A 12,176-nucleotide genomic window follows, 5' to 3' on the forward strand; every position below is an offset into this window, starting at 1 on the left:
GCTAATTCCTCTGGGTTTGAAAAATTAAAACCAGTATTAAAAAATATGGACCTGTTTTTTTGGTGACGAAAAGGAAGTTTGAATCAGAAATTCAAGGTTGGAAAAAAAAATCAAATTCCGGGACTGCTTTTCTCATTGATTTTTTCCAAATCAAACAAATCCGAAATAAGATCGATCATTTGGTCAGCCTCATCTCTTTTGCATGCTGCACGGAGTTGAACCACCGGAACTTTTAGGATTTTCTGCATCATGCTTTTGGTAACCTTATCGATGATGGCATATTGCTTTTCATCGGCATTTTTAAGGAACCTTTCCATTTCCTCCAGCCTGATTTGCTCAAGGGCATTTTTTAATTTGTTGATGGTCGGAGATACAGACATTTCCTTTTTCCAGTTGTAAAAATCGGAAATACTTTCTTCGATGATTTGCTCTACCAAAGGTATTGCCGCCAATCTCTTTTTAAGTGTCTCGGAGGCTTTGCTTCTGATATTGTCCACATTGTAAAGAATGGCTCCCGGAACATCTTCTACAGAAGTGTCTATGCTTCTTGGAACCGAAAGGTCCACAAATAATTTATAGCTTTGGATATCAAATGATTTCACCAAGGATTTGGTAATGAATGGCTCGGATTTCATGATGGAAGACACGATGACATCGGCGTCCTTCATGGCTTCAAAACAGTTTTCGAAAGGAATCACATCAAATCCCATCTCGTCAGCAATTGTCTTTGCCTTTCCAAAAGTCCTGTTGGTGATGGTTATTTTGGCATCTGGAAGATGAACCATGTTTTTCGCCACATCTTCGCCGATTTCTCCCACTCCAATGAGTAAAATTCTAGGTTGATAGGTGTTTGAAGTAAGTTCTCCTATCAATTCCACAGCAGCATAGGACACAGAGGCAGCACCATCCCGAAAAGCGGTTTCTTGAACAACCCTTTTGTTGGTGAAAAATACGGTATGCATCAAGCGGTGGAGGAATGGACCAGCCATATCCAGGTCAGCAGACGCTTGGTAGGCTCTTTTTACCTGATTGGAAATCTGCATATCCCCAACGACTTGGGCTTCAAGCCCCATAGAAACATTGAAAAGATGTCGAATGGCTTTTACTTCATCATTCAAAATCCTGAAATATTCCAAATAATTTACGATATCCGTAATTCCTTTTTCCAGCCCTATCAATTTGATGATTTCAGTACTGAGATCAAGTTCGTGGGAGTAATATATTTCTGTTCGATTGCAGGTAGAAAGTATAAGCGTGTTTGAAACACTGAAAAATTCCTTTAATTTAATCAATAAGGAATGGATGGAAGCTTCGTCTATTGCGATTATCTCCCGAATCTCTACTGGGGCATTTTTGTGTGATAAACTTATTGATCGAAATTTATTCTGCATTACCATTGATTTTCTTTTACAAATTTAATTCAGAATGTGTCGCAAAGGAAGATTTAGAGTAAACTCTGGGTAATTTAAAATCTATCTAAATAAGGATGCGCGACAGTTGATTTGATTTGTGATACAATAATCGACAAACTTGGATAATAATTCCAATTTGATTAAATTATCATCGATAGATACGATCTATAATAGGCTTCTGGATCGAAAATAATCTGTTTGTTTTTTATGTTGTCAAAAATTAACTTTTTCCTTAAGAACTATCTGGGATTTACCCGCCGGGAATCGCGGGGATTTGTTTTTGTCTTGCCCGTTTTATTCGTTTTATATGGCGTTCCAGTCGTGTATGATAGCATTATTGAAAAGCAAAATGCTCAGTATTATAAGGAGTATCTTCTTGCCTTGGATAGCCTGGATTTGGAAGGGGCTGGATGGTTGCAATTCCATTCCATGAAAGATTCTATATTGAAGTCAGGCACGCAGGATTCTGTCAGGAAAGTTTTTACGTATAAAAGCCCCAAAAGTCCAGTGCTCAATAAATTGAGTTTCTCAGATGCGGATTCCGTGGTGTTACAGATCGTGCCTGGAATCGGGCAAACCATGGCGGGAAGAATTGTAAAATTCAGGGAGAATTTGGGTGGTCTTCACCAAAAAGAACAACTTTTGGAAGTCTATGGAATGATGCCGGAGGTGATGGACCGGGTTTATGAATATTTTGAATTTTCTCCAGGGATATCAAAGAAAATTAAGATCAATGAACTCGATGTCACTGAACTGGCCAAACATCCCTATATCAATTATGGAACAGCCAAAGTAATCATCGCTTTTCGGGAGCAACACGGTAGATATTCATCGGCAGAGGATTTGCTCAAAATCAAAATTTTCAACGAAGAATGGCTGCAAAGGCTGAGACCCTATTTGGAATTCTAAACCCCTGTGATTCAAAACCAATTCAATTCCAGCTATTGATGAATTAATGATCATTCTTTGTTTACTGTCCTTGACTTCATCCTTTCGATGATATACCCGATTTTCCAAATAGTCTGATTTTTTTTACGGTTTCAAGTCCTATTAACAAACCCAATGCATATTTCGGGTTACACTGCGGAGGCGCCTAGGAAATGAAGCGCATCTGCTGCGTATGTTTTACTGTGGTAAATAGGAAACGTGATGTTCTCAAAAAACCTTTTTGCCTCCTATAAAAGTAGCGGACACTTTCACGTTCCTGAGTTCATTTTCCTTTGCGGTCATGATGTCTTTTTCCAAAATCACAAAATCCGCCAACTTCCCTGCCTCGATGCTTCCTTTTAGTTTTTCCTCAAAATTGGCATAAGCCGCCCAGATGGTCATTCCCTTGAGGGCATGTTCCCTGGTGATCTTGTTTTCCGGCTGAAAACCTTGATCGGGCCAGTTTTTCGCATCCTTTCTGACGACGGCCGAATGAAAGCCATATAAAGGGTTGATTTGCTCTACCGGAAAATCGCTCCCCAAGGCCAACATCCCGTTTTGGTCCAAAAGATCCTTGTATGCATAGGCGGTTTTAATCCTAAAAGGCCCAAGCCGTTGACCTGCCCAATACATGTCGGAAGTAGCGTGGGTGGGTTGGACTGAAGGAATGATACTAAAGGATGCGAATTTGGGCATGTCATCGATGCTGACCACTTGTGCGTGCTCGATTCTCCATCTCAAGTCATTTTTGCCTTTTAAATGCTTTGCATATATATTCAAAAGGGTCCTGTTTGCGGAATCACCGATGCAATGGGTATTCATTTGGAAGCCATTTTGATACATTTTTTGCGCCAGCTCATCAAAAGCCTCCTGTGTGTTCAGTAAGAATCCATAGTCTGTCTTCGCATCATGGTAGGGTTGGAGCAACGCGGCACCTCTTGACCCCAAGGCGCCATCCCCATAAATTTTAAAGCTTTTGATGGTCATCTGTTCGTCTTGATAGGGGCCGGTTTTGAAATAATGCTCCATATTCTCCTTCGAAGGATTGACCATCGCATAAATTCTCATCTTTAGGGTGTTGTCTTTGTGCATTTCAGACATCAGGTCTATGATTTTTTTGTCCAATCCGGCATCTGCGACGGTGGTCAGTCCCACACTGAAACAATTTTCCTGTGCGGCGATCAAGGCCGATCTCGACTCTTCGATTCCTGCATCTGGGATTTTGTCGGACACCATCTTGATGGCATTGTCGATCAATACACCGGTTGGTTTGCCCTCTTTCAATATTACTTTTCCGCCGAGTATTTGTGTTTTTGCGCTGATACCGCCCATTTCCAGGGCTTTTTGGTTGGCCAATGCAGCATGTCCATCGATTCGGGTCAGGAGTACAGGCGTATTGGGAAACAAGGAATCGAGTTTGGTTTTGGTGGGGAATTCTTTTTCGGGCCAAAGGTTTTGGTCCCAGCCTCTTCCCAAAATCCAGGCAACTTCAGGGTTTGCGCCACGGTGTGTCACCACCCTCTCCACTAATTCCTCTTCCGACTCTGCTCCCAGTAAATCAGCAACATGAAGCCCCAGCCCATATCGGTAAAAGTGCGCGTGAGCATCTATAAACCCGGGATAGATGGTTTTTCTTCCCATATCAAGCGTCTCTGACGCTTCATATTTTGAAAGGATATTGGAGTCCGTGCCTGCAGCGACAAACTTCCCATCTTTCACAGCCATTGCCTGCACAATGTCGAATCCGGATGAAACGGTATAAATGGTGGCGTTGTGGATGATGAGATCCACTTTTTCTTTGTCAGGGGAGCAGGAAGAAATTACCACGATCAAGAGCATCAAGGCAATTGCATGCATTATTTTAGTCATTTGGAGTAATTTGGTTTACTTTCTTGATTAAAGCCAGCATATTTGTGGCATGGTTAGCGGCAAGTATGGGTTTTTGAATGAAAAGCTTCAGTTTCCCCCTTTTCATTTTAACTTGAGGGAAGAAGGGGATGGGAAATTAAGCATTTTCGATGCATTGAGAAAGAAATATTTGATAGTGACTCCCGAAGAATGGGTAAGACAACATATAATTTTATACCTTACACAGCATCACCAATATCCCAAGAGTCTATTTGCTTTGGAAAAAGGCATCAAATACAATTCCCTGAATAAAAGATTTGATATATTGGTTTTGGACAGGGAAGGAACCCCGTTTTTGTTGATAGAATGCAAAGCGCCTGAAGTGGCGTTGACCCAAAAGACAGTAGAACAAGTATGTGTCTACAACAAATCTGTAGGTGCTCGCCATATCGGGATTTCAAATGGAAAAGTGCATCTCTTTTTCACATATGATTTATTGTCAGACCGATATATTCAAACCGAATCACTCCCCAAACTTTAGACTGAACATGATTTTAAAATGATTTTTGTCATGTTTTATTATTATATTTAGATATTGTTTCCCTCAATACTAAAAAGGAAGAAATTATGATTGTACGAGAAAAAAGTACGCCTTGCGAAATGTGTTTGAGCAGAAAGTTTTCAATGTTTTCAAATCTGTCCGAACCGCATTTATGTAATTTATCAGACAATAAAAATTTCATTTCCCACAAAAAGGGTCAGATTTTATTTTATGAAGGCACCAAACCACTAGGGGTTTTTTGTATCAATGACGGTGTTGTGAAAGTTTTTAAAACCGCCTCCAACGGCAAAGAACAAATTATTCGTTTGGCTAATAAAGGAGAGTTTTTGGGATATTCCTCCCTTTTGGGCGAGGAAGTGTATTCAAGTACGGGTACCATTGTGGAAGATGCGAAAATCTGTTTTGTCCCCAAAGAAACTTTTTTGAAGGTGCTTGTTGAGGACAATTCCTTTCACAGAAGACTTACCAAGGCACTTTGCCAAGATTTGGGGATTATGGAACACAAACTGACAGATGCCACCCAAAAATCGATTCGGGAACGTTTGGCTTTTACCCTTTTGAAGTTGAGTGAAACCTATGGAGTTGACGGTGGTGCAGGCGAGAAAATTGATGTGGTGCTTACGAGGGAGGAAATTGCGGGATTGGTCGGTACAGCCACAGAGACGATCATCAGGTTGCTTTCCGAATTCAAAAAGGATGAATTGATCAATTTTGAAGGGAAGAAAATTATTGTATTGAACAAAAAAGGACTTGCTCGGCTTTCTGATTTTTATGGGGGATGATCAGTTTGAAGACTTTATACTGTGTCATTCTTGTCACTTGTTTTGTCACCATTCAGGGCCATGCCCAGAGTTTTGGGTATAGAACCCTGCTCAAGGGATTTTACGATTCAGATTTTCCTGTCATTTACCCAAATCAAAAAGAACTGATTTCAAAGGCGGTCTTGCTTGATACCAGGGAAAAATCAGAATTTGAAGTCAGTCATCTTGATAATGCCAGATGGGTGGGCTATGATGGCTTCCAAATCAGCTCCGTTTCTGACATCCCCAAAAACCATCCTATAGTAGTGTATTGCACTGTTGGCGCGAGGAGTCAGGAGATCGGAAAAAAACTCAAGAGTGAAGGGTTTACCCAAGTGTACAATTTATATGGTGGAATCATCCATTGGGTCAATGAATCGAATCCAGTATTTAAGGAGGAAAAAGAAACGGAACAGGTTCATACCTACAGTCGCATGTGGGGTGTTTGGCTTAAAAAAGGGGAAGGAGTGTTTTGATTTTTTCATGCTTTTGTGAATGTCCTTGTCCCGACAAATACTACTTGATTTAATGGTTAAATTTGGGTTTATTCATCCAAAGTAGGGGGCTTTACGTTACTCTCAATCTACTTTATGAAAAAAAATCCATTATTATGAGAAATTCAATTTTGATCGTCTTGCTGTTTTTTTCAGTTGCTTGTCAAGGATCTACTTCGGGCCAATCTGGAACGGAAGCGCCTTCACATCAATTGTTTGATGAATTGCTGAAAAAGCATGTAAGCAAAGACGGTATCGTGAATTATAAGGGTTTTATTCAGGAAAAACCCAAACTGGAAAAATACCTTAAATTAATCAGCGAAAATGCGCCTGATCGGAAAACGTGGAGCAAGGATGAACAATTGGCCTATTGGATCAATGCCTATAATGCCTTTACGGTCAAGCTGATCGTGGACAATTATCCTGTTAAAAGTATTCAAGACCTCCATCCCACTTTAAAAATACCCTTGATCAATACCGTCTGGCATATCAAATTTTTCCAAATTGGAGGAAAGGACTCCAACCTGGATGAAATCGAGCATAAAATCCTGCGAAAGGAATTCGAGGAGCCCAGAATTCACTTTGCGATCAATTGCGCTTCCTTCTCCTGTCCACCTTTATTGAATGAAGCTTTTGTGGCTTCCAAAATCGACCAACAGTTGGATAAGGTTGCAAAGGATTTTATCAATGATCCCAAAAGGAATAAAATCACTGCGGATAAACTGGAAATTTCCCAGATTTTCTCTTGGTTTAAGGGCGATTTCACCAAAAAAAGCAGTTTGATTGATTTTCTGAATCGATACGCTTCCGTCAAGATCAATTCCAACGCCAAGATCTCCCACATGAAGTATGACTGGACCCTCAATGAATAATCCCAATTCTTCAAACAGAAAAATCGTCATTTTGGGCAACGGAATAGCAGGCGTGACCTGTGCCAGACATGTCCGAAAAAAAGACGATAAAGCCGATATAACCATTGTATCCGGTGAAACGGAACATTTTTTTTCCAGAACAGCACTCATGTATATTTATATGGGGCACATGAAATACGAACATACCAAACCCTATGAGGATTGGTTTTGGGAGAAAAACAGGATCGACCTGAAGCATGCTTGGGTAGGGAATGTCGATTTCGAAAACAAACAGCTTTTGTTCCAGGATGGAGCAACTCTGGCATATGACATCCTGGTTTTGGCAACAGGCTCAAAGCCGAATAAATTTGGTTGGCCGGGTCAGGAATTTAAAGGTGTTCAAGGGTTGTATTCCTACCAAGACTTGGAATTGATGGAGCAAAATACCCAAAACATCAAAAGAGCAGTAGTCGTGGGAGGTGGTTTGATTGGGATAGAAATGGCGGAAATGCTCGCCAGTAGAGAGATTCCTGTTACTTTTTTGGTTAGGGAAAAGAACTTTTGGGACAATATCCTGCCTTTGGAAGAAGCCCAATTGATCAATAGACATATTCTTGAACACCATATTGATTTGAGATTGGAGACCGAATTGGAAGAAATTATCGGGGAGGATTCAGGAAAGGTCAAATCCATTAAAACCAAAACCGGAGAAATTATCGATTGCCAGTTCGTGGGTTTGACAGTGGGGGTGAGTCCCAACATCGGATTCTTGAAAAATTCGGGTTTGGAAACCAATAGGGGCATTGTCGTGGATGGGTTTTTCCGCACCAACCTTCAGGGTGTGTATGCCATTGGTGATTGTGCCGAATTTAAGGAAGCACCCGCTTCGGACAGGAAAAATATTGAACAAGTATGGTATACAGGTCGGATGCACGGGGAAACTTTAGCCTATAACCTTACTACTTCCAATGCAGTGCCTTATCAGCCTGGAATTTGGTTCAATTCCGCCAAATTCCTGGATATTGAATATCAAACCTATGGGCAAGTCCCAGCAATTTGGTCTGATGAAACGGAGAGTTTTTACTGGGAAGACAAATCCGGTAAAATCTGCATCAGACTTCTCTATTCAAAAAAAGACAAAGAAATAATGGGTGTCAATGCTTTTGGCTGGCGCCTCCGCCATGCATTTTTTGACAAAGCCATCTCTGAAGGTTGGTCGCTTGAAAAAGTGCTGAGTCATTTGAATCAAGCCAGCTTCAATCCAGAATTTTCCAAACCATTTCACAAAGAAGTTTTGGCCAAATACAACAGGGAATCAGGAAAAGCACTAGAGACATATAAAGCCTCTTTCTTTAAAAAATTAATCGGTTCAAGATCATGAAAAATATTCAAAAAGTAGGCGCGGCCATATTTGTCTTGGGCTTTTTGATCTTTAGTATTCTCCCATTTATTGGGACTTATCAGTTGGGGAAAACAATAGTAGAGGCGAATGTTAAGGATATTCACCGGGAGACAATGGTGGACATCATGTCCCCCATGTATGGAAAAGTGTATGATTCCAACTTCGCCTTCATCAAGGACTTCAAGCAATATTTCAATACGTATAACGATCAGCTTAAATCCAATCAGGAATGGGACAAGGTGATTTGGGACAATTATGCTTTTGATTTGACCAAAGCATCCAGTTTGGGGCCTGTAGCCAACAATCCCTATTTTTATTTGGGGATTTCTGTTTTGGTGGCGGTGATTGGTGCACTGCTCTATATCCTTCCGCTCTATCGAAGCGAGCCCGAAGGGATCAAAAACAATGGAATATTCTTTTCCTCCATGAAAGCAAAGGGTTTTTTGGGTATTTTGACGGGGACCTATTTGATACTTTTTTATATTGTTCTCTATTGGTTTCCCGAGTACATGACCAATTTGGTGATTGCGGTCGATCCCATCAGCATGGCACTTTCAGGGAATCCTGCTAGTCAATGGTTTCTATACGGTTTGATCTATACACTCGCCATTTTCGTCATGGGCATCCGGATGTTCAGGAAATACCGAGGGAATAAATACCAGACACTCAGGACTGCTTCAGTGATGTTTTTCCAATTGTCTTTTGCCTTTATTTTGCCAGAGATCTTGGTTTTGTTCAATCAGCCATGGCACGATTTCAAAAATATTTGGCCTCTGGATTATTCGTTTTTCTATGACTATCGCATGGAAGGGATGCTGAGTTCTGGTGCATTGGGGATGTTTATGCTGATTTGGGGGATTATCCTGATCGTTTTGGGCGTGCCATTGCTGACCTATTTTTATGGAAAAAGGTGGTATTGCTCTTGGGTTTGTGGTTGCGGTGGACTGGCAGAAACTTTGGGAGATCCTTACCGGCAGCTTTCGGACAAAACCGTGAAATCCTGGAAAATCGAAAGATACCTGATCCATGGTGTTTTGGTTTTTGCAGTGCTGATGACAGCATTGACCATTGGAAATTATTTTTCAGGATTCAGTTTTCTGGGAGATGCCACCAATCAACTACACTCAATATATGGCTTTGCAATTGGCTCCGCTTTTGCAGGAGTGATCGGTACTGGATTTTACCCCTTGATGGGCAACCGCGTTTGGTGTAGATTTGGGTGCCCATTGGCAGCTTATTTGGGAATGGTTCAACGTTTCAAATCCAGATTCCGAATCACCACCAATGGAGGGCAATGCATTTCCTGCGGCAATTGCTCCACGTACTGTGAAATGGGGATAGATGTCCGCTGGTATGCCCAAAGAGGACAGAATATTGTACGTTCTTCCTGTGTGGGATGCGGGGTGTGCTCTGCTGTTTGTCCAAGAGGAGTATTGAAACTTGAAAATGGGGACGAGGAAGGACGGATCAATGACATGCCGATCATTATCGGCAACAAATCCATTACAATAAAATCTTGATGATTCTGATTTATTTCTTCTTGGCTGTGTATGTGTTGGCGATGCTGTTTATTTTACTTTACAGTTTTGCCCAAGCCCATTTGCTGTATCATTTTTTTCGATTCAAAAAAAAACTAAAGCCCCTCTCGTCTCCCGATTGGGATTCCTTACCGATGGTGACTGTACAGTTGCCTATCTTCAACGAACAATATGTTGTCGAGCGCTTGATTGATTCCCTGGCTGCTTTCAGGTACCCAAAAGAGAAACTTGAAATCCAGATATTGGATGACAGCACGGATGAAACTGCTGACATTATCAAAAAACACCTTCAAAATTTCCCAGAATTGAATTTCAAATACATCCATCGGGTCAATCGACAGGGGTTCAAAGCAGGGGCTTTGAAGGAAGGGTTGAAGAAAGCCGAAGGTGAATTCATCGCCATTTTTGACGCAGACTTTGTGCCTGATTCGGATTTTCTGTTGAAAACCCTTGGTTTTTTTGCCGATTCCAAGGTCGGGATGGTCCAGACAAGATGGACGCATTTGAATGAAAATTATTCCGTATTGACAAGGTTGCAGGCCTTTGCCTTGGATGCCCACTTCATGGTAGAGCAAATGGGGAGAAACAGTCAGGACGCCTTTATCAATTTCAATGGTACGGGAGGAATCTGGCGGAAATCCTGTATCCTTGATGCAGGCAACTGGCAAGATGATACTCTGACCGAGGATTTGGATTTAAGTTATAGGGCACAAAAAAAAGGCTGGAAGTTTGTTTACAGACCTGATATTGAATCTCCAGCAGAATTGCCGCCGGTGATGTCTGCGATTAAATCCCAACAATTCCGATGGACAAAAGGAGGAGCGGAATGTGCTGCCAAACACCTGGGCTCAGTCTTAAGGGATAAATTTCCTTTCAAGGTGAAGCTGCACGCAGCCGCCCACTTGCTCAACAGTGTCATCTTTATCGCAGTCCTCTTCGTCAGTCTGAGCAGTATACCAGTATGGTGGGCATTTCTTCAGGGATGGATTCCTGATGTGTATTTTCAGGGCGCAGCGGTGTTTTTGATTGGATTTGTGATCATTGCAGGGGTTTATTTTTTCGCAAACCTGAGTCTGTTGGAATATTCATTGGGGAGTTTTTTGAGATTCCTCTGGGAATTGCCTTTGTTCCTTTCCGTTTCCATGGGTTTGGGTATCCACAATACTGTTGCCGTCTGGGAAGGACTTACAGGAAAAAAATCAGCCTTTATCCGGACACCCAAATACAATCTGGAAAGCAATAAATCAACATTGGGCAAAAATGTCTATAACCAAATGAAAATCCCATTCACTACCTATTTGGAGGGCTTGATGGCGATCGTGTTTACAGTATTGGTGGCGATTTCCATCATTACACAAACCTACGAAATGCTCGTCTTCCATGTCATGCTCGCCATCGGTTATGGACTGGTGAGCTGGGAATCCTTCAAAAGCTACCGAATGAAGTGAAACCTGTCCAATTTCTGACCTTTACAATCTGAATCCCCTTCCCAAATAAACCATTGTTCCCTACCTCCATTCTTAAATTATGCCTGAGCAATCAAAACCCGACTTTGGATTTCGAATTTCAAAACCTTTCCCCATCATCGATGTCATCATTCCTGCTTATAATGAAGAAAACAGTGTTGGGAAAGTAGTAGGCGATATCCCAGTCTTTGTCAGGCATGTCATTGTGGTGAATAACAATTCGAATGACCAAACAAGGTTGGTCGCCGAAAAAGCTGGAGCCATCGTCTTGGACGAAATGCAGAAGGGATACGGAAAGGCATGCTTGAAAGGGATATCGTATTTGGAATCTCTTGAAAAGCGTCCGGATCTCGTTGTCTTTTTGGATGCCGATTACAGTGACTACCCAGAAGAGATGACCGCTGTGATCCGGCCGATACTTGAAGAGGATTTTGACATGGTCATTGGTTCACGTGCCAGGGGCAATCGGGAAAAAGGGTCGATGACCATTCCCCAAGTCTTTGGAAATTGGCTGGCAACGTCGCTGATGAAGTCCATTTACAAAACTGATTATTCCGATTTGGGCCCTTTTAGAGCGATCAAGTGGAGCAAGCTTTGCGAAATCCAGATGGAGGATCAGGATTTTGGATGGACGATCGAAATGCAGATAAAAGCGGCCAAAAAAAACCTGAGGACCACTGAGGTTCCCGTAAATTATAAGAAGAGAATCGGAGTGTCCAAGGTAAGTGGGACTGTCAAGGGGACATTTATGGCTGGTTATAAGATTCTCTGGACCATCTGGAAATATAAATGAAGAATTCCCCTGTGATTTTCGAGTTTTTTTTCACGGGGTATTGCCAAAAATCCACTTTTTTTCACCGAAACTAAAGCGTAGAA

At 41.6% G+C, this 12,176-nt stretch carries 11 protein-coding genes; 9 read left to right on the top strand and 2 right to left on the bottom strand.

Translation table 11 applies throughout. From position 1 onward, the window contains the following. Window positions 1-110 precede the first annotated feature (110 nt). Window positions 111-1,391, bottom strand: coding sequence for a glutamyl-tRNA reductase (hemA, locus tag F824_RS0117420; RefSeq protein ID WP_019599210.1), 1,281 nt, complete (start codon window positions 1,389-1,391; stop codon window positions 111-113). A gap of 228 nt (window positions 1,392-1,619) precedes the next feature. Between hemA and F824_RS0117425 the strand changes: the two genes are divergently transcribed. Then, complete coding sequence (locus F824_RS0117425) at window positions 1,620-2,321, top strand: ComEA family DNA-binding protein (protein WP_019599211.1); 702 nt, start codon at window positions 1,620-1,622, stop codon at window positions 2,319-2,321. A gap of 246 nt (window positions 2,322-2,567) precedes the next feature. On the opposite strand, the gene F824_RS0117430 is transcribed toward F824_RS0117425, so the two are convergent. Next, window positions 2,568-4,208 carry an amidohydrolase gene (locus F824_RS0117430; RefSeq protein WP_019599212.1) on the bottom strand — a complete coding sequence of 547 codons (1,641 nt, stop codon included), beginning with the start codon at window positions 4,206-4,208 and terminating at the stop codon, window positions 2,568-2,570. Window positions 4,209-4,257: 49 nt separating this feature from the next. Between F824_RS0117430 and F824_RS0117435 the strand changes: the two genes are divergently transcribed. The 8 genes from F824_RS0117435 to F824_RS0117470 all read left to right on the top strand — a co-directional run bounded on the left by F824_RS0117435 (window position 4,258) and on the right by F824_RS0117470 (window position 12,093). Beyond that, a complete protein-coding gene (locus F824_RS0117435) occupies window positions 4,258-4,728 on the top strand; it encodes a type I restriction enzyme HsdR N-terminal domain-containing protein (protein ID WP_019599213.1) in 471 nt (156 codons plus the stop codon). An 86-nt stretch (window positions 4,729-4,814) separates the two neighbouring features. Beyond that, window positions 4,815-5,531 carry a Crp/Fnr family transcriptional regulator gene (locus F824_RS0117440; RefSeq protein ID WP_026333779.1) on the top strand — a complete coding sequence of 239 codons (717 nt, stop codon included), beginning with the start codon at window positions 4,815-4,817 and terminating at the stop codon, window positions 5,529-5,531. Next, window positions 5,528-6,025 carry a rhodanese-like domain-containing protein gene (locus tag F824_RS0117445; protein WP_019599215.1) on the top strand — a complete coding sequence of 166 codons (498 nt, stop codon included), beginning with the start codon at window positions 5,528-5,530 and terminating at the stop codon, window positions 6,023-6,025. The genes F824_RS0117440 and F824_RS0117445 overlap by 4 nt, the downstream gene beginning before the upstream one ends. A gap of 134 nt (window positions 6,026-6,159) precedes the next feature. Continuing rightward, the gene (locus F824_RS0117450; protein WP_019599216.1) at window positions 6,160-6,915 is read left to right on the top strand and encodes a DUF547 domain-containing protein; all 756 of its coding nucleotides are present in this window, start codon (window positions 6,160-6,162) and stop codon (window positions 6,913-6,915) included. Next, window positions 6,908-8,275: an NAD(P)/FAD-dependent oxidoreductase gene (locus F824_RS0117455; protein ID WP_033405411.1), complete on the top strand. Its 1,368-nt coding sequence runs from the start codon at window positions 6,908-6,910 to the stop codon at window positions 8,273-8,275. Before F824_RS0117450 ends, F824_RS0117455 begins: the two co-directional genes overlap by 8 nt. Then, window positions 8,272-9,816: a 4Fe-4S binding protein gene (locus tag F824_RS0117460; protein ID WP_019599218.1), complete on the top strand. Its 1,545-nt coding sequence runs from the start codon at window positions 8,272-8,274 to the stop codon at window positions 9,814-9,816. Before F824_RS0117455 ends, F824_RS0117460 begins: the two co-directional genes overlap by 4 nt. Continuing rightward, window positions 9,816-11,282 carry a cellulose synthase family protein gene (locus tag F824_RS0117465; protein ID WP_019599219.1) on the top strand — a complete coding sequence of 489 codons (1,467 nt, stop codon included), beginning with the start codon at window positions 9,816-9,818 and terminating at the stop codon, window positions 11,280-11,282. The genes F824_RS0117460 and F824_RS0117465 overlap by 1 nt, the downstream gene beginning before the upstream one ends. A gap of 79 nt (window positions 11,283-11,361) precedes the next feature. Next, the gene (locus tag F824_RS0117470; RefSeq protein ID WP_019599220.1) at window positions 11,362-12,093 is read left to right on the top strand and encodes a glycosyltransferase family 2 protein; all 732 of its coding nucleotides are present in this window, start codon (window positions 11,362-11,364) and stop codon (window positions 12,091-12,093) included. Window positions 12,094-12,176: the final 83 nt, after the last annotated feature.

The sequence above is a fragment of the Rhodonellum psychrophilum GCM71 = DSM 17998 genome (assembly GCF_000381545.1).
Taxonomy (GTDB): domain Bacteria; phylum Bacteroidota; class Bacteroidia; order Cytophagales; family Cyclobacteriaceae; genus Rhodonellum; species Rhodonellum psychrophilum.